The 17,988-nt window shown below is 63.2% G+C and carries 18 protein-coding genes; 14 read left to right on the top strand and 4 right to left on the bottom strand.

Features of this window, described 5'->3' with window-relative positions; translation table 11 throughout:
• Together ACJO3T_RS16335 and ACJO3T_RS16330 are read right to left on the bottom strand one after the other, a co-directional pair.
• Nucleotides 1-642, bottom strand: a complete 642-nt coding sequence (locus ACJO3T_RS16335; RefSeq protein ID WP_328185338.1) for a hypothetical protein — start codon at nucleotides 640-642, stop codon at nucleotides 1-3.
• Between the two features lie 105 nt (nucleotides 643-747).
• Nucleotides 748-2,073: an MATE family efflux transporter gene (locus ACJO3T_RS16330; RefSeq protein ID WP_406979157.1), complete on the bottom strand. Its 1,326-nt coding sequence runs from the start codon at nucleotides 2,071-2,073 to the stop codon at nucleotides 748-750.
• Between the two features lie 326 nt (nucleotides 2,074-2,399).
• On the opposite strand from ACJO3T_RS16330, the gene coxB reads away from it, so the two are divergent.
• The 3 genes from coxB (at nucleotide 2,400) to ACJO3T_RS16315 (ending at nucleotide 6,257) form a co-directional block, all read left to right on the top strand.
• Nucleotides 2,400-3,518 carry a cytochrome c oxidase subunit II gene (gene coxB, locus ACJO3T_RS16325; RefSeq protein WP_406962626.1) on the top strand — a complete coding sequence of 373 codons (1,119 nt, stop codon included), beginning with the start codon at nucleotides 2,400-2,402 and terminating at the stop codon, nucleotides 3,516-3,518.
• 95 nt (nucleotides 3,519-3,613) lie between these two features.
• Complete coding sequence (gene ctaD / locus ACJO3T_RS16320) at nucleotides 3,614-5,200, top strand: cytochrome c oxidase subunit I (protein ID WP_406979156.1); 1,587 nt, start codon at nucleotides 3,614-3,616, stop codon at nucleotides 5,198-5,200.
• A gap of 169 nt (nucleotides 5,201-5,369) precedes the next feature.
• Nucleotides 5,370-6,257 (top strand): cytochrome c oxidase subunit 3, encoded by an 888-nt coding sequence (locus tag ACJO3T_RS16315; RefSeq protein WP_406962630.1) that lies wholly within the window; start codon nucleotides 5,370-5,372, stop codon nucleotides 6,255-6,257.
• A gap of 60 nt (nucleotides 6,258-6,317) precedes the next feature.
• Here ACJO3T_RS16315 and ACJO3T_RS16310 read toward each other — a convergent pair whose 3' ends face one another.
• A complete protein-coding gene (locus tag ACJO3T_RS16310; RefSeq protein WP_406979155.1) occupies nucleotides 6,318-6,530 on the bottom strand; it encodes a twin transmembrane helix small protein in 213 nt (70 codons plus the stop codon).
• Nucleotides 6,531-6,658: 128 nt separating this feature from the next.
• Here ACJO3T_RS16310 and ACJO3T_RS16305 point away from each other — a divergent pair, with 128 nt between their 5' ends.
• The 9 genes from ACJO3T_RS16305 to ACJO3T_RS16265 all read left to right on the top strand — a co-directional run bounded on the left by ACJO3T_RS16305 (nucleotide 6,659) and on the right by ACJO3T_RS16265 (nucleotide 15,846).
• Nucleotides 6,659-7,384: an SURF1 family protein gene (locus ACJO3T_RS16305; protein WP_406979154.1), complete on the top strand. Its 726-nt coding sequence runs from the start codon at nucleotides 6,659-6,661 to the stop codon at nucleotides 7,382-7,384.
• Entirely contained in the window at nucleotides 7,385-8,020 is a 636-nt protein-coding gene (locus ACJO3T_RS16300) for a redox-active disulfide-containing membrane protein (RefSeq protein ID WP_406979153.1), read from the top strand. It abuts the gene before it with no gap.
• A gap of 64 nt (nucleotides 8,021-8,084) precedes the next feature.
• Nucleotides 8,085-9,167: a COX15/CtaA family protein gene (locus ACJO3T_RS16295; protein WP_406962638.1), complete on the top strand. Its 1,083-nt coding sequence runs from the start codon at nucleotides 8,085-8,087 to the stop codon at nucleotides 9,165-9,167.
• A gap of 17 nt (nucleotides 9,168-9,184) precedes the next feature.
• Nucleotides 9,185-10,075, top strand: a complete 891-nt coding sequence (gene cyoE, locus ACJO3T_RS16290; RefSeq protein ID WP_406962806.1) for a heme o synthase — start codon at nucleotides 9,185-9,187, stop codon at nucleotides 10,073-10,075.
• Nucleotides 10,076-10,098: 23 nt separating this feature from the next.
• On the top strand, nucleotides 10,099-10,761 hold the full coding sequence (locus ACJO3T_RS16285; RefSeq protein WP_406962640.1) for an SCO family protein: 663 nt from the start codon (nucleotides 10,099-10,101) through the stop codon (nucleotides 10,759-10,761).
• 66 nt (nucleotides 10,762-10,827) lie between these two features.
• Nucleotides 10,828-11,127, top strand: coding sequence for a putative quinol monooxygenase (locus ACJO3T_RS16280; RefSeq protein WP_406962642.1), 300 nt, complete (start codon nucleotides 10,828-10,830; stop codon nucleotides 11,125-11,127).
• A gap of 98 nt (nucleotides 11,128-11,225) precedes the next feature.
• On the top strand, nucleotides 11,226-12,431 hold the full coding sequence (locus tag ACJO3T_RS16275) for a YbfB/YjiJ family MFS transporter (RefSeq protein ID WP_406979152.1): 1,206 nt from the start codon (nucleotides 11,226-11,228) through the stop codon (nucleotides 12,429-12,431).
• 16 nt (nucleotides 12,432-12,447) lie between these two features.
• A complete protein-coding gene (gene hrpB / locus ACJO3T_RS16270) occupies nucleotides 12,448-14,931 on the top strand; it encodes an ATP-dependent helicase HrpB (RefSeq protein WP_406979150.1) in 2,484 nt (827 codons plus the stop codon).
• Nucleotides 14,932-14,994: 63 nt separating this feature from the next.
• The gene (locus ACJO3T_RS16265) at nucleotides 14,995-15,846 is read left to right on the top strand and encodes a helix-turn-helix domain-containing protein (protein WP_406979148.1); all 852 of its coding nucleotides are present in this window, start codon (nucleotides 14,995-14,997) and stop codon (nucleotides 15,844-15,846) included.
• Here ACJO3T_RS16265 and ACJO3T_RS16260 read toward each other — a convergent pair.
• Nucleotides 15,808-16,398, bottom strand: a complete 591-nt coding sequence (locus tag ACJO3T_RS16260; RefSeq protein WP_406979147.1) for a LysE family translocator — start codon at nucleotides 16,396-16,398, stop codon at nucleotides 15,808-15,810. The genes ACJO3T_RS16265 and ACJO3T_RS16260 overlap by 39 nt on opposite strands.
• A 217-nt stretch (nucleotides 16,399-16,615) precedes the next feature.
• Between ACJO3T_RS16260 and ACJO3T_RS16255 the strand changes: the two genes are divergently transcribed.
• Both ACJO3T_RS16255 and ACJO3T_RS16250 read left to right on the top strand, forming a co-directional pair.
• Complete coding sequence (locus ACJO3T_RS16255; protein ID WP_406979145.1) at nucleotides 16,616-16,948, top strand: YnfA family protein; 333 nt, start codon at nucleotides 16,616-16,618, stop codon at nucleotides 16,946-16,948.
• Between the two features lie 11 nt (nucleotides 16,949-16,959).
• Entirely contained in the window at nucleotides 16,960-17,940 is a 981-nt protein-coding gene (locus tag ACJO3T_RS16250; protein WP_406979144.1) for a hypothetical protein, read from the top strand.
• Nucleotides 17,941-17,988 lie beyond the last annotated feature (48 nt).

Raw genomic sequence — 17,988 nt, 5'->3', positions numbered from 1 at the left:
TCAGGGCATCAGGGTAAACCGGATGTGGTTCCGGGTCAGCAGGTTTTCCCAGTATTCCTTCATCCACATCCTGGCGGCCTTCTGTAGTTCTTCTACGAACGGATCGAGATCCAGTTCATAGTAGCTCGGTGACCGGATCAGGTTGAGCATGGTCATGTTGATGGATTCGTCCAGCTCGTTGGCGAAGGGCTCCCCGATGAGCTGGTGAGCCAGCAGGTTGGCCTGGGTGGCTTCCATGTCCACCACCTGGCTGCGGCGGGTGGAGAGATTGTTCTCGTACATTTCCTCCATCAGGCGGTGGCACAGGTAGGCCTTGATTAGCAGGCCGTCGAGACCGTCGTACCGGGTCAGCATGATGGAGGGCTGCGTGAAGTAGCAGATGGCGGTCTGGATGAACGGGTCAAACAGCCCCCGCTTGCCGGACTTGCGGGCACAGTCGTCGATACAGTCGATCAGCCGCGGGGCCATCTCGATGTACTCGATCGCGAACTGGAACAGGCACATGGCCGGCTGATAGCCGTCCACCGTTACGCTGGCGGGCAGCCTGGCTGCCTTCTCGCGCATCTGGCGAAGGAATTCGCCGGAACGGGCTTCCTGCCGACGGGCCTGATCAATGATGTTCAATACTGCCTCTGGAGTCATGTCAGACAATGCCGGGGTTACTATGTCATGCGGGGCTGTCCGCGTCGGCGGCTCCCTAAACTGGAGTGTAGTTGAGATTTTTTCTCGTGCCGGGGGGATTACCGATCACTCATTGAAGAACCATGACCCATGTCGTGTCCGGATCATGAACACCATCGCCATGGACGTTGCCCGCGCCACCATCAGCAGGATCAGGGCAAACCAAAGCCCGTGATTGCCCCAGCCGGTGGTCAGCCACCAGCCGGGCAGGAACACCACCAGCGCCGAGAACAGCATGGTGTTTTGCATGTCCCGGGTGCGGGTGGCGCCGATGAAGATGCCGTCGAACAGGTAACCCCATACGGCGGTGGCAGGCAGCAGCCAGAGCCAGGGCAGGAACTGGCGGGCGGTGTCACGTACCTCATCGATGCTGGTCAGCAGGCCGATCAGCCAGTGCCCGCCGGCAACGAACAACGCCGTGAACACCACCGCGCCAATCAGTGACCAGCGGGTGGCGGTGCGGCAGGCCACCAGGAAACGGCGGTGTGAACGTCTGCCCACCGCCTGGCCCACCATGGCCTCGGCGGCATTGGCAAAGCCGTCCAGGCCGTTGGATATCACCAGCAGGAAGGTCAGCAGTACGGCATTGGCGGCCAGGATCACTTCCCCCTGGCGGGCGCCCTGGGCCGTGAAGAAGGCCAGCACCAGCAGCAATGCGATAGTGCGCACCATGATATAGCGGTTGACGCGGATCAGCGCCAGGTAGTCCGGCAACGTACCGAGCAAGGCCCGCAGGCTGGCCCGGTGGTCCGGCAGGCGCTGCCACACCAGCCACAGGCCCAGGGTGGTGGCGCCGTACTCCGCGATAACCGTGGCCAGGGCCACACCACGGCTGTTCCAGCCCAGTACCGTTACGAACAGCACGTCCAGCACGATGTTCACGCTGTTGGCGGCGATCAGCATGATCATGGGCCCGCGGGGTAGTTGGCAGCCGATCAGCCAGCCCACCAGGGTGTACTGGCACAGCACGGCCGGTGCACTCCAGATACGGATGGCGGCGTACCCGGCCGCCAGCTCCGCCACATCTGGCCCCGGGTTCATCAGTGCCAGGCCGGTGGCAATGAGTGGCGACTGCAGCAGGATCAGCGTCAGCGCAATGCCGCAGGCCAGCAGCAGGGATCGTAGCAGCAGCGCGGTCTGGGCGGTGGCGTCCCGGCGCCCGAAGGCCTGGGCCGCCAGCCCGGTGGTGCCCATGCGCATGAAGCCGAAGGTCCAGTAGAGGATGCTGAACAGGTTGGCGCCCACGGCCACCGCCCCCAGGTATTCGGGGCTTTCCAGGTGGCCCAGCACGGCGGTATCCACCAGTCCCAGCAGGGGGACGGTCAGGTTGGTGAGCATCAACGGCCAGGCCAGGCGCCACAGGTGCCGGTCCGAGTGGGTCAGGGTCAGCATGTCGCGACTGTGTCAGGAGATCTCATATATCGTAATTGCATAAGGTTATATCTATAAAATTTTTCAAAATGTGTCAGAGGTTTTGAGTGTGAGCTAACTCTCTGTCTATACTGGCTTCTGGTTATCCGTGAACAGACTTCCCGGCAATCCACCTGTTGCGTGTGCGAGCGCGACCGGTTTCAATAGCGCCCGGGGGGACGAACTTCCAACGATCCACTGGAAGTGTCACGCAGATCCGCCAGACATGACAGGCAGCCGTCGCAGGAGAGACGACCGCTCCAAGTGTGTCTGTCATGAACAAGAACAACATTCTGTGGAGACGCGGTATGCACGTGCACGTAAAACGGGCAGGTGCCCTTGTCGCGGGCCTGTTATTGTCTGCTCCGGCGCTGGCCGAGTGGACCCTGAACATGTCCCCGGGGGTCACTGAAACAAGCAACCAGGTTTATGGTCTTCACATGACCATCCTGTGGATATGCGTCGCCATCGGCGTCGTGGTCTTCGGGGTCATGTTCTGGTCCATCTTTGCCCATCGAAAGTCCAAGGGCTACAAGCCCGCCAATTTCCACGAGAACACCCTCGTGGAGATTCTCTGGACGATTATACCCTTTGCCATTCTGGTCATCATGGCCATCCCCGCCACGGCCACCCTGGTCGACATGTACGACACCAGCGAAGCCGACATCGATATCCGGGTCACCGGTTACCAGTGGCGCTGGCAGTACCAGTATCTCAATGATGAGTTCGGCTACTTTTCCAACCTTGCCACCTCCCGGGATGAAATCGACAACCGGATGGACAAGAACGAAAACTATCTCCTGGACGTGGACAACCCGATGGTGATTCCGGTGGGTAAGCGGATACGCCTGGAGCTCACGGCGGCCGACGTTATCCACTCCTGGTGGGTGCCGGCCTTCAGCATCAAGAAGGACGCCATTCCAGGTTTTATCAACAAGGTCTGGTTCGAGGTGAACGAGCCGGGTATCTATCGCGGGCAATGTACCGAGCTGTGCGGCAAGGACCATGGCTTCATGCCGGTGGTGGTTGAAGCGGTGCCGGAAGAGGAATACAACCAGTGGGTCGCGGACCGGCGGGAAGCGGCCGAAAAAGAGCGCCAGCTCACCGAGAAGGACTGGACCCTGGAAGAGCTGGTTGAGCGTGGCGAGGGTGTCTACACCTCCTACTGTGCGGCCTGTCATGGCCAGGATGGTACCGGCGGCGGCGCTTTCCCGGCACTCAAGGGGTCCCCGATGGTGACCGAGGACGTGGAGGCGCACCTGGATGTCGTGGTCAATGGTGTTAACGGCACCGCCATGCAGGCCTTCGGAGCCCAGCTCAGCGAGGCCGATCTGGCCGCGGTGATTACCTACGAGCGTAACGCCTGGGGTAATAACACCGGTGAAATGGTGACGCCGAAAGAAGTGTTCGACTACAAGAATCAATAACAGACAGCCGGACGGCGGGCAGGGTTCCGCCGTCGGGTTCGCCAGATAACAAGATATCGCCAGCGAAAAGAATCAGGCGGCAACGGGGGTTTCAAATGAGTGCGGTCGCAGATACCCACGCCCAGGACCACCATCACGGTCCCGCCAAGGGCATAACCCGGTGGCTGTTAACCACCAACCACAAAGATATCGGGTCCATGTACCTGATCTTCAGTTTTGCCATGTTCCTCCTCGGGGGCAGCATGGCCATGGTCATCCGGGCGGAACTGTTCCAGCCCGGGCTGCAGATTGTGCAGCCCGAGTTCTTCAACCAGATGACCACCATGCACGGCCTGATTATGGTCTTCGGTGCGGTGATGCCGGCCTTCGTGGGGCTGGCCAACTGGATGCTGCCATTGATGGTGGGGGCACCGGACATGGCGCTGCCCCGGATGAACAACTGGAGTTTCTGGTTGCTGCCGGCGGCCTTCCTGATGCTGGTGTCCACCCTGTTCATGGAGGGCGGCGCGCCCAACTTCGGCTGGACGTTCTACGCACCACTGTCGACGACCTACGGGCCGCCGAGCACCACGTTCTTTATCTTTGCCGTCCATATCATGGGGATTTCCTCCATCATGGGCGCCATCAACGTCATTGCCACCATCCTCAACCTGCGGGCGCCGGGCATGACCCTGATGAAAATGCCCCTGTTCGTATGGACCTGGCTGATCACCGCCTTCCTGCTGATCGCCGTCATGCCGGTACTGGCCGGCGTGGTGACCATGATGCTGATGGACATCAACTTCGGCACCAGTTTCTTTGATGCCGCCGGCGGCGGTGACCCGGTGCTGTTCCAGCATGTGTTCTGGTTCTTCGGGCATCCCGAGGTGTACATCATGATCCTGCCGGCGTTCGGTGTGGTGTCCCACATCATTCCGGCCTTCGCCCGCAAGCCACTGTTCGGCTACGCATCCATGGTCTACGCGGTAGGCGCCATTGCCCTGCTGTCGTTCGTGGTGTGGGCGCATCACATGTTCACCGTGGGCATTCCCATCTTCGGCCAGCTGTTCTTCATGTACGCCACCATGCTGATTGCGGTGCCCACCGGGGTGAAGGTGTTCAACTGGGTGGCCACCATGTTCCGCGGCTCCATGACTTTCGAGGCACCGATGCTGTTCTCCGTGGCCTTCGTTATCCTGTTCACCATCGGCGGTTTTTCCGGCCTGATGCTGGCCATCGCCCCGGCGGACTTCCAGTATCACGACACCTACTTCGTGGTGGCGCACTTCCATTACGTACTGGTACCGGGTGCGATCTTTGGCATCTTTGCGGCGGCCTATTACTGGCTGCCCAAATGGACTGGCACCATGTATGACGAAACCCTGGCCAAAACTCACTTCTGGTTGTCTTTCGTGGGTATGAACCTGGCCTTCTTCCCGATGCACTTCCTGGGCCTGGCCGGCATGCCCCGCCGTATTCCGGACTACGCGCTGCAGTTTGCGGACTTCAACATGGTGTCCAGTGTTGGCGCCTTCATGTTCGGTACCACCCAGTTGCTGTTCCTGTTCATCGTGGTGAAGTGTGCCAGGGGCTACGGCGAGAAAGCCTCGGCCAAACCCTGGGATGGTGCAGAGGGCCTTGAATGGACCGTGCCGTCGCCGGCCCCGTATCACACCTTTGAAACGCCGCCGGACGTAAAGTAAGGGGTATTCGCGGCCCTGGTTCCCCGGTCGGTTCCGGACCGGGGGCCGGCCAGCAGGCCTGGCCGGTGAAACGGGCACGGCGCTCCCGGATGTCGTCCGATGCAACGAGAGACACGACAACAATAATCGAGAATGGACAGGCCAGCGGAACGGGCCTCTGGAGAAAAGCATGGCGAACAACCAGACGTACTACGTACCTGAACAGAGCAAGTGGCCCATCGTGGCCACGGTCGGGATGTTCCTTACCGTCTACGGGGTAGCATCCGTCATGGTTAACAGCGGGCAGGGTGAGTCCACCCACAGCTCCTGGTTCATCTTCCTGATCGGCAGCCTGGTGATGGTCTACATGCTGTTCGGCTGGTTCGGATCGGTGATCCGCGAGAGCCGGGAGGGGCTCTACAGCCCGCAGATGGACCGTTCCTTCCGCTGGGGCATGAGCTGGTTCATCTTTTCCGAGGTGATGTTCTTCGGCGCCTTCTTCGGTGCCCTGTTCTATGCCCGGGTATTCTCGGTGCCCTGGCTGGGCGGTGAAGGGGACAAAGGTGCCAGCGGGTTGCTGTGGGAAGGCTTCCAGGCCACCTGGCCGCTGATTAACAACCCGGACCCGGAAGCCTATCCGGCACCGGAAGGGGTGATTGGGGCGTGGGGACTGCCCCTGGTGAACACCATCCTGCTGGTCACGTCGTCCTTCACCATCACGCTGGCCCATCATGCCCTGAAGGAAAACCACCGGAATAAGGTGAAGACCTGGCTGGCGGCCACCATCGGTCTGGCGATCGTGTTCATGTTCGTGCAGGGCTACGAGTATATCCACGCCTACCAGGACCTGAACCTGACCCTGCAGTCCGGTATCTACGGCAGCACCTTCTTCATGCTGACCGGTTTCCACGGCGCCCACGTGATCCTGGGCTCGCTGATCCTGATTGTCATGTTCATCCGGATCCAGAAAGGCCACTTTACCGGCGACAACCACTTCGGGTTCGAGGCGGCAAGCTGGTACTGGCACTTCGTGGATGTGGTCTGGCTGGGGCTGTTCGTGTTCGTCTACGTGATCTGATCCTGTCCACTGGGTGCCGGACGGAGGGGTCCGGCACCCGGCCTGGCGCTATTCTCCGGCTCAGGTGTACGGAGTCGGGTTCAGGCTGAGCCCGCCCTGCCACAGGGCCAGCAGGATAACGAGCAGCAGCAGTATACTGAGACCCACCCTGACCGCCAGCGAGTTGACCACCCGCCGTCTGCCGCCATCATCCTTGATCAGGAAGAACAGGCCACTGAACAGGCTGATGATGACGGCCAGCATCAGTACGACGATCAGGATCTTTAGAAGCATGGGTATCGTCCCCGAATTGGATTCCCGTTATTGTTGTCGGTGTACAGGCAATAAGCCTCCGGGCCATGGCCGGATTGCCCGTCATCAGGGACGGGTCCGGTGGCTCCAGACTGGGACTATAACAGAGCATGTCTGAACATGAATCCCGTCGCAGGGTCTGGTCTCCCGACTGGCGACTGTTACTGCTGGCTCTGGTGATGCTGCCGGTACTGCTGGGCCTCGGGTTCTGGCAACTGGACCGGGCGGAGGAAAAGGAGCGCCTGCTGGAGCAGTGGGACGACCCGGCCCAGGCCCGTCCGTGGGTCGATCCGGGCATGGAAAACAGGGTGACCGGGCAGCCGGTTGTCCTGACCGGGCGGTACGGAACACCGGTATGGCTGCTGGATAACCGCACCCGGGACGGCGCCCCGGGTTATGAAGTGCTGAGCCTGTTCCACCCCGACCAGGGGGCCCCGGTGGTGGTTAACCGGGGCTGGGTGCAGGCGGAACGCCGTCGGGACCAGCTTCCCGTCATCGACACGCCGCAAGAGCCGGTGCGTCTGCTGGCCCGGGTGGCAGACTACCCGGTACCGCCCATCCTGGCGGGCGAACCGGTCGCCAGAAGCAAGCCTTCCACCTGGCCCCGACGGGTCCAGGCGCTGCCTGAGGAATTGGCCGCGGAAGTGGAGCCCGGGGTGGCGGATAAGATCTTGAAACTGGACGGCACAAATCAACCGGGTGCCTTCCGGGCTGACTGGGAACCCGATATGATGGGCCCGCAGACTCACTATGGTTATGCCCTGCAGTGGTTCTCCATGGCAGCGGCGCTCATCATACTGACAATAATAGCGAGCTATCGTAAGCAGGAGTCCTGAATGACCGATACGACTGCCCAGCAGCAGGAAGCCGAACCGTCCCCGGATCAGGTACGCCGCGGTCGTCGCACCGCCTTGCTGTTGTTTGCCATCGGTTTCGGGCCGATGATCTTTGCCACCATCATGTACTACTCTGGCTGGCTTCACCCGGAAACCCGCAGCAACCACGGCGAGCTGATCGAACCGCCGGTCCCCGTGGCCGAACTGAACCTGCTGGGTGCCGAAGGACAGCCCCTGCAGGCCCGCTTCGGCCCGGACCAGCAGGATGCCAAGTGGCTGATGGTTGTCACCGCGCAGAACTGCGGAGAGGATTGCGAACAGCTCCTGTACCTGGCCCGGCAGGTGAATATCGCCCTGGGCAAGAATGCTAACCGGATGGGCCGTGCCGCCTGGCTTGGCAAGGTACCGGAGGAGCTACAGGCGCGCTGGCAAAAAGAGTACAGCTCCATGGAGCGCCTGAGCCTGGCCCCGGATGCCGACCCCGCTTGGCCGGCGGACGTAGACCCGGCCGAGAGCCCACGCATCCTGGTGGTGGATCCGTTTGGCAATGTGATGATGCACTACGGTAGCGGTAACACCGGCAAGGAAATGCTCGAAGACCTCAAGCACCTGATGAAGCTCTCCCAGATCGGATAGAAACGTCCGGGCAGTGCCCGGCCATGCAAGGGTTCGGATTGTGGAAAAAGAACAACAAGTTGCCATGAATCAACCAGGTAAGGCTCACCGTGTGATGGCACGCTGGGCGCTGATTGCCGCGTTGTTTACGGTGGTGGTGGTGATGCTGGGGGCCTGGACCCGCCTGGTGGATGCCGGGCTTGGCTGTCCGGACTGGCCGGGTTGCTACGGCTTCCTCACCGTGCCCCAGAGTGAAGCCAGTATCGCCGAGGCTAACGCCCGCTTCCCGGAAAGCCCTGTGGATGTGTCCAAGGGCTGGCCGGAAATGATCCACCGTTACGCCGCCGGCAGCCTCGGGCTGATTGTGTTCGGCCTCGCTATCTACGCTGTTCGTCATCGCCGAGAAGGTGTGCCGGTCAAACTCCCCCTGTTCACCGCCGGGTTTATCGTGTTACAGGCCCTGTTCGGCATGTGGACCGTGACCCTGCAGCTCTGGCCCAAGGTGGTGGCGTTACACCTGTTGGGGGGCTTTACCACCCTCAGCCTGCTGACGTTACTGACCCTGCGCCTGCGGGCATCCCGCAAGTCCGTAACACCGGAACGGGAAAGTGCCCTGGCCCGCCTGCGACCCTGGCTCTACGGCGGCCTGGCCCTGGTGATCCTGCAGATTGCCCTGGGGGCCTGGACTGCCGCCAACTATGCGGCAGTGGCCTGTCCCGATCTGCCCACCTGCCAGGGCCAGTGGTGGCCCGAGGACATGGATTTCCGTCATGGCTTCGACATCCTGCAGACTATTGGTCCCAACTACCTGGGTGGCCAGCTCACCGCTGACGGGCGGGTGGCGATCCACATGACCCACCGTGTCGGGGCGATAGTGGTGCTCGGGTATTTTGCCGTGCTGCTGCTGGTGCTCTGGCGGCAGGTGCGACGCACACCACTCCGATCCATGGTCCTCTTGACCGCGGGGGTGCTGCTCATGCAGATTGGGCTGGGCATAGCCAATGTCGCATTCCATATTCCACTGTCCGTCGCGGTGGCCCATAACGCCATGGGGGCCGGACTGCTACTGACGGTTATCCACATGCTCTGGCGTGTGCATGGCTACGCACGACAACCGGTCGCAGAACCGGCAGGGACAACAACAACGCAACGCGAGGTACCCGCATGACTGACCAGGCCAAGGCCATGGCTGCCCAGTCCTCCGCCAGCCGATCCATTTCCTGGCGGGATTTCCTGGAACTGACCAAGCCCCGTGTGGTGGCGCTGATGATCCTCACCTCGGTCATCGGCATGCTGCTCGCCACGCCGGGTGTTCCCGGATGGAGTGTGCTGCTGTTCGGCAACCTGGGTATTGCGTTGCTGGCGGGAGCCGCCGCGGTGGTCAACCACGTGGTGGACCAGAAAATTGACACCATCATGGCCCGCACCCGTCGCCGCCCGGTGGCCACCGGGCGGGTCAGCCAGATGGATGCCCTTCTGTTCGCCACCGTGCTGGCGGTTGCCGGCATGATGGTCCTGATGTGGCAGGTCAACCACCTCACCGCATGGCTGACCCTGGCATCCCTGGTGGGCTATGCCGGGGTGTATACCCTGTTCCTCAAGCGGGCCACGCCCCAGAACATTGTTATCGGTGGTCTGGCGGGGGCCATGCCGCCACTGCTGGGCTGGACGGCGGTGACCGGGCAGGTGGAGGGCCATGCCCTGCTGCTGGTACTGATCATCTTCGCCTGGACGCCCCCCCACTTCTGGGCCCTGGCCATCCACCGCAAGGAAGAGTACGCCAAGGCGGGCATTCCCATGTTGCCGGTCACCCATGGTAACCGTTACACCGAACTGCACATCCTGCTGTACACCCTGATGCTGCTGGCGGCCACCCTGCTACCCTTTGCCACCGGCATGTCCGGCTGGATCTACCTGGCGGGCGCCACGGTTCTCGGGTTACGATTCCTGCAGTATGCGGTCCGCCTGCTCCGGGGGGATGACCGCCGTGTGGCGCTGGCAACCTTCAAGTACTCCATCACGTACCTGATGGCCCTGTTCGTGGTGTTGCTGGTGGACCACTTCTTCTACTTCTGATTACCAGGCTGACAGGAGACATGATGGATCGTTCGGTCCGGCGCACGCTGTTGATATTGCTGCTGATCGTATTCCTGATTTTCGGTTTTGTTATCTTCCAGCAGATGGATAACCGGAGCCAGGAACCTGAGCCGGCGCCGGATCTGAGCGCCATCAACACCTTTGTGTATGACGAGCCCAGGGAGCTGGCGGACTTCACCCTCACCACCGAAGAGGGCGATGAGATGACCCGGCAGGACCTGCAGGGTCGCTGGACCTTTGTGTTTGTGGGCTACACCAACTGCCCGGATATCTGCCCCGCCACCATGGCCACCCTGCGACAGACCGACGCCAGCCTGACGTCTGAGCTGCCCCAGCCCAACTATCTGTTGGTGAGCGCCGATCCGGAGCATGACACCCCGGAAAAGCTGAAGCAGTACGTGGATTTCTTCGGGGAGGATTTCCACGGTGTGACCGGCGATATCGATGTGCTCCGCAGTTTTGCCAAGAGCGTGGGTGCCGTGTTCGTGCATCGGGACGACGGTGAGGGCAATACCCTGGTGGACCACAGCGGCCATCTGGCCCTGATCAATCCCCAGGGCCGGACAGCCGCCCTGATCCAGCCCCCCCATGACCCGGACAAGCTGGCCGAAGCCTACCGCGAGATCTACGAGTGGACCCGTCGCAACCAGTCGCGCTCTGGCTGATTGCCTGAACTTCCAATCAACGACACGCCTTCTCCGGGATGTGTCACCCCCAACCCGAGGACAACCATGCTATACGTACGAGCCATCCTGAATGTAAAGCCGGACCAGCGTGACACCCTGCTGGAAGCCGCCAAACCCTGTATCGAGGCAACCCTGAAGGAGCCCGGATGCCTGGAGTATGAACTGCACACCAGCCTGTCCGATCCCAACCGGCTGGTGTTCCTGGAAGTCTGGGAATCCGCCGGGCACCTGGAACCCCATGGCAAGAGCGACCACATGAAGGCCTTCGGCAAGGTCGCCGCCGGCTGCCTGGCGGGACCGCCCAGAATCGAGTACATTACGCCAGCCAAGGTAGATGTGAAGTAACCTAAGGAGTTTCCCGACTGGTTCCCGTCCGGGCTATCCGCCCGCGGGCTACCAGGTCAGAGGCTCCGTGATCCGGGATCCATCCCGTTGGAGTCGCCATGACAGAGCACCGGTCCGCCGCTAAGCCCGCCAATCTCCTGTCGGTAGTGGTGGCCGGCGCCACTATCCTGCTGGTGGTCCATGCCCTGGGCCGCTTTATCTACACCCCCCTGCTGCCCTACCTGGTGGGCGACGGCCAACTGACCGCCAGCGAAGGCGCCTCTGTTGCGACCTGGAATTACCTGGGCTACCTCATCGGTGCCCTGCTGGCCATCCGCTGGTACCGCCCGGACCAGATCCGCCTGACCCTGCCCATCGCCATGGTGGTCCACGTGATAACCACCCTGTTGCAGACCCAGGTGGAACCGGCCTCCTGGCTGTCCGCCCTGAGGTTGGTGAACGGCATCGCCAACGGTGTGGTGTTCGTGCAGGCGCCGGCACTGATACTGGAATGGCTGGTAAGGCGCAACCGCAGCTCCGCCAGTGGCCTGGTCTATGTGGGGGTGGGTGTGGGCCTGTTGCTGTCCAGCTTGCTGGTGTCCGGCACGGCGGACCTGCTCACCGGCCCGGCCCGCTGGTGGCCGGCGGCGCTGCTGTCCATTCCGCTGGCGGCCTGGGCCACCTGGTACCTGCTGAAACTGGATGTACCGGCGGGACTCCAGCGGGATGACGGTTCGTTCGTTGACAAGGGGCCTCTGCTGGACCGGGCCAGCATTCCCCTGTTCCTGTCCTATGCCGGGGCGGGGCTGGGCTACATCCTGCCCATGACCTTCCTGCCCCTGCTGACCAAGACCCAGTTACCGGAAGGCCACTGGCTGGTGGACGGCTCCTGGCTGCTGGTGGCGGTGGTGACCATTCCCACGCCCATTGTCTGGAGCTACCTGGGCTCCCGGGTGGGCGACCTCCGGGCCCTGCGGCTGAACTACCTGATCCAGTTCCTCGGTGCCCTGGCGCTGGTGGTCTGGCCGGACCCCCGGGGGATTGTGCTCTGTGCCCTGCTGGTGGGCAGCACCTTTGTGGGCACCGTGCTGCTGACCCAGCGTATTGGCCGCGCCCTGCACCCCCACCAGGGCCCGCGCCTGTCGGCCGCCACGGTGGCCCTGTACAGTGTGACGCAGATGGCCGGCCCCTGGCTGACGCGGCAATGGCTGGACGCCGGTGGTACCCTGGTGGGCGCTTTCACCCTGGGGGCCATTGCCCTGGGTTGGGGGCTGTTCTTTGCCCTGTTCGTTCCCCGTGCCGAGGACTGGCACGCCCGCCGATAGATCCCGGAACTTGTCCATGCTGCCCATCGACCAGGTACTGCCGGAACTCACTGCCACCCTGGAGTCACAAACCACCGTGTTGCTCCAGGCACCCCCCGGGGCCGGCAAGACCACCCGGGTACCGGTTGCCCTGCTGGATGCCCCATGGCGGCAAGGGCGCCGAATCCTGATGCTGGAGCCCCGGCGCCTGGCGGCCCGATCTGCTGCCCGGTTCATGGCACGGCAACTGGGTGAGACGCCCGGCCAGACGGTGGGTTATCGCACTCGCCTGGATACCCGGGTATCGGCACAGACAGTCATTGAGGTGGTCACGGAAGGCATCCTGACCCGCATGATCCAGTCCGACCCGCTGCTGGATGACTACGCCGCTGTGCTGTTCGATGAGTTGCACGAGCGTTCCCTGCAGGCGGACCTGGGCCTGGCACTGGTGCGGGAATCCCAGCAGGTACTGCGCCCGGACCTGCGGGTGGTGGTAATGTCCGCCACCCTGGATACCACGCCCCTGGCCCGAATGCTGGATGATGCGCCGGTGATCAGCAGCGAGGGCCGCGCCTTCCCGGTATCGGTGATCCACCGTCCGCCGTCGACCCCTGCCGGGCGGGCACCCCGGGTGACTGATCAGGTGGCCTCGGTCATCCGGGAAGTGCTGACGACGGAAACGGGGTCCATCCTGGTGTTCCTGCCCGGGGCCGGGGAAATCCGCCAGGTGGAGCGCCTGATCCGCCCCGACCTGCCGACTAATGTTCACCTGGCGCCCCTTTACGGCAACCTCAAGGGTGAGGAGCAGGACCGGGCCATCCAGCCGGTCCCCGACGGCGAACGCAAGATCGTGCTGGCCACCGCCATTGCCGAGACCAGCCTGACCATTGAAGGTGTGCGGGTGGTCATCGACGCCGGCCAGGCCCGACGGGCGGTGTTCGACCCCAACAGCGGCATGACCCGCCTGGAGACAGGGCGCGTGTCCCGGGCTGCCGCCGAGCAACGCAAGGGCCGGGCCGGACGGGTGGAGCCCGGGGTGTGCTACCGCCTGTGGAGCGAGTCCGACCAGCATGGCCTTGCCGCGTTCACGCCCCCGGAGATCCTGGAGGCGGACCTGGCCCCCCTGGCGCTGGAGCTGGCGCAATGGGGAGCCCTCAAACCGGAGGACCTGGACTGGCTCGACCCGCCACCGGTCGCCCACTGGAACCAGGCGGTGGCATTGCTGCAATGGCTGGATCTGCTCAACCCGGACGGGACCATCACCGACCATGGTCGCAACGCCCGGGCCCTGGGCATCCATCCCCGCCTGGCCCATATGGTGCTGAAGGGGCGGGAACTGGGCTATCCGCAATCAGCGGCCAGACTGGCGGCGCTGTTGGGTGAACGGGACCTGCTTGGCCCCGGCGCGGGGGCGGATATCGGCTATCGTTTGCAGGCCCTGGGCGGGGAGTATCGGGCCCCGAACCTCGACCGCAACCGCCTGGACGCGATCCGGCGCTCCGCCGCCCGGCTGCTGCCGGATGCCCACGCCCGGGATGTGGATGACAGCCTGCCGGCGGGCCGTCTGCTGGCACTGGCCTACCCGGACCGGGTTGGCCTGAGGCGTTCCGGGGATGCCCACCGTTACCAGCTCAGTAATGGTCGTGGCGCCAGTCTGTCCGACGAGGACGCCCTGGGCCAGCAGCCATGGATCGTCGCCGCCGACCTGGATGGCCGGGCCAGGGAGGCGCGGATCTATCTGGCCGCCACCACCGACCGTGCCACCCTGGAAGCGGACCTGGCCGACCATATCGAAACCTCGGACGAAGCGACCTGGGACGACGCCCGGGGTACCGTGGTCGCCCGCCGGGTGACCCGGTTGGGGGCCCTGGTCCTGACGGAGAAAGCATTACCGGAGCCAGGGCCCGAGCAGATCCAGCTTGCCCTGCTCACCGCTGTCCGGCAAAAAGGCATCGACAGCCTTCCCTGGAAGAAAGCCGCCCGCCAGTGGCAGGCCAGGGTGACCTTTATGCGCTCCCTGGAACCGGACCAGTGGCCGGAGGTGTCTGACAACGCCCTGATGGCAATCCTGGAGCAATGGCTGACCCCTTTCCTAACCGGTGTCCGCAACTGGAAAGCCCTGCAACAGGTTAATCTGATGGACGCCCTGCAGACGCTCCTGCCCTGGGATCGGCAGCAGGCCCTGAAACGGGAACTGCCCACCACCCTGGAAATCCCCACCGGCCAGCAGGTCCGCCTGGACTACACGGCGGAAAACGGTCCGGTGCTGGCGGCCAAGCTCCAGGCCCTGTTCGGCTGGACGGAAACCCCCAGGCTGGCTGGCGGGCGAGTCCCCGTTGTTATCCACCTACTATCACCCGCACAACGCCCCCTGGCGGTCACCGCGGACCTGGCCAGCTTCTGGCGCGAGGTGTACCCGGAAGTCCGCAAGGAAATGCGCGGCCGCTATCCGAAGCACCCCTGGCCCGAAGACCCGTTCACGGCGGAGGCAAAGATGGGGACCAAGCGGTCCGGGCGATAAGCACCAAACGGGACATCGGGTATACTGGTACCCAGTATCCTGTCCGGGAGCATGGAGAGCCGTATGAAACCCAACCCCATTTTCTGGCGCGACCCCCGCATGCCCCATGTGGAACTGCGTCAGGTCGAGGACGGCCGCCAGGTCTGTTACGCGCCCCACAGCCACACCCAGTGGTCCATCGGCGCCATAACCGGCGGCCGGAGCACCTATTGCTATCGCAGCGACCGTTATCAGGTGGCGGCCGGCGACCTGGTGCTGATGAACCCCGAGTGGGTGCACAACTGCAATCCCATCGAGGACCAGCCCTGGGCCTACTTCATGATGTACGTGGATACAGACTGGCTGACGGACCTGCGCTACCGGGCGGGCCTGCTGCCGTCGCCCCAGTGGCAGGATATCGAGACACCCATTGTGTCCGACCCGGGGTGGTACCGTCGTTATTGCCACATGGCGCATTGCCTGCTGGATGATGGCCGGGACCTGCTGGAAAAACAGACTGAAGTGGTGGAGTTCCTATCGGACCTGATGCATGAACTGGCCAGCCAGCCGGTCCACTCCAGGACACAGGCTCCGGAAACCCTCAGATCACTGGCAGCCTATCTTGACGAGCATGTGGCCGAGGATATCTCACTGGATAGGCTGTGTGACCACTCGGGCTATAGCGCCGGGCACCTGGTCCGTGCGTTCAAGCGGCATTTCGGCCTCACGCCCCATGCCTACCTGGTCAACCGCCGGATACAGCTCGGTCGTCGGGCCCTCAGGGAGGGCGCCCCCATCGTTGAGGCTGCCCTGGACGCGGGCTTTGCCGACCAGGCCCATTTCCAGCGCACCTTCAAGCGGTTGATGGCGGCCACCCCGAAGCAGTATCGGGTGGCGTCAGCCAAGCAGCAGGTAGACACAGCTGGCGGCAAGTAACGCGGCCAGTGTCCGGTTGATGGTGACCAGCACCGCAGGCCGTTGCACATGGCGACGGAGAAAGGCGCCGGCGTAGACCCAGGTGGCCAGCGACAGCCAGCAGATGGGCAGGTAAAGCACCGCGAACAGCAGGATGGTGTCCAGGTCATTGGCACTGGTGTAGGCGCCAATGCCGGAGGCAGAGGCCAGCCAGGCCTTGGGGTTGAGCCACTGCATCAGGGCGCCGGTGGCAAAGCCGGGTGCCCGGGCGTCGTCCTCCGGCAGGTCACCGCTGTCCCGGGCGAGGCGCATGGCCAGGTAGAGCAGGAAAGCCACGCCGGCCCACCGCAACAGGTCTTCCAGCATCGGCACCATGGTCATCAGCGAGTAGAGCCCCAGGCCGACGGCCAGGAACAGGACGATAAAGCCCAGGGTAGCCCCGGTCACGAAGACCAGTCCCCGGGCGATGGGGTAACGGGTGCCACTGCTCAGGCAGACCAGGTTGACCGGACCCGGTGAAATGGATGCAGCCAGGGCAAACGCCGACATGGGCAGGATCAGGGAAAGGCTCATGGGTGGTTCTCCGCTTTGGTGACGGAGGTATCCTGCGGTAATCCTGGGCTGGGTTATTGAACAGAATTGATGTGGTACGGTCGAATCCGCTTTCACGCTTGCACATCATCATCGGAAAGGGTGACTATTCCGCCGTGCAGGGACAAACAGCGCGATAACAAGAGTGCATTTCGTGCCCTGGCCCGTGGGGGCATTATGATATCGGGAGTACCAAGCATTGCCTGAACTCAAGACCGTCGGCCTGTTCCTTGTCACGGCGCTGGCCGAGATTGTCGACTGTTATCTGCCCTACCTGTGGCTGCGGGAAGGCAAGTCCATCTGGTTGCTGATCCCGGCGGCGTTGAGCCTGGCGCTGTTCGCCTGGTTGCTGTCCCTGCACCCCACCGCTGCAGGTCGGGTCTATGCGGCCTACGGTGGCGTCTATATCTTCATGGCGATCCTGTGGCTATGGGTGGTGGACGGCATTCGGCCCACCCCCTATGACCTGTTGGGATCGGCCGTGGCGCTGGTTGGTATGGCCATCATTATGTTTGCTCCCCGTCACACATAGGCGACGTTGTCATGAAATCATGGATTGCCACTTCTCTCCTGTTGTTGTTTGCGGCAGATGACTCCCCCAGGGAGCAGGCCACTTTCGAGTTTGAGCCTCCGGTACAGGAGCAGGCCCCTGCGGAAAGGCCACCCCCTTGCGCCTTCCATAACCTCGAGCTTCCCGAGTCCATGGCCGTATACGCCGCCGGTGGCTACACAGGGCGGGAACTCCCGTTCCAGATCGACCAGAGTGGCCATCAGGCCACGCGGTTCGATGTCGCCGTCAACAGTCCCGGGCAGCCGGTGGCATTGATGCTCGGGGCCTATGAGCCGACGGTCTGGAACCTGGGCTGGAGCCAGGGCACGGAGATTGTGGCGGTGGTGGTATCCGGCTATCACCGCCAGGCGATTGCCGGGCTGGAGCCGGACGTTCCGGTGTTGAACAGCAGTTATGACAACCAGGGGTCGTGCGGATATTTCTATGTGGGCAAGGATCGCAATGCTGCGCTGAACCCCCTGTCACGGAAGCTTTTCAACCAGCCGGTGGACCTGGTGTTTCCCGGCGACAGGGACACCGGCCGGATCCTGGTGGGGGAGCCTCTTGATGCGGGGGCCGAACTGATCACCTCAACGGCACAAACCCCGGAATCGTTTCGGGACCCGGATGCGCCCCTGGCGGGGCAGGCGGGTATCGACCAGGCCCTGACCAGGGGTGTCCTGCGCGAAGCCACGCCCGCCGATGCCGATGCCTGGGTGGATGCCCTGATTGCCAGCCGCCCGGAACCGGACATCCCCCCGGTCGCCGGTGAGGGGATACCACGGCCCCCTACCCCCCGGATGCACCGGGCCTATGTGGTGCTGGAGGCGTTCACCTATCCCAGTGGTCTGTACGGGGCCAATTCCGCGACTTTCTTCGTGCCGGAGGGGGTGCCCAGGCCGGAGGGCAACCCGGGGCATTCCGCCGTCCACGATTTCAATACCCTGACGTGCGATGGGGCCCTGTGTCGCTAAACGACCGGGCGTGATCCGTCAGCCAGAAGGTCTGCCTGTGCCACCTCC

It is taken from the genome of Marinobacter shunpengi, from assembly GCF_045449715.1.
Taxonomy (GTDB): Bacteria; Pseudomonadota; Gammaproteobacteria; order Pseudomonadales; family Oleiphilaceae; genus Marinobacter.
Note: the sequence above shows the minus strand (reverse complement) of the source record. Positions and strands in the feature narration are given on the sequence as shown.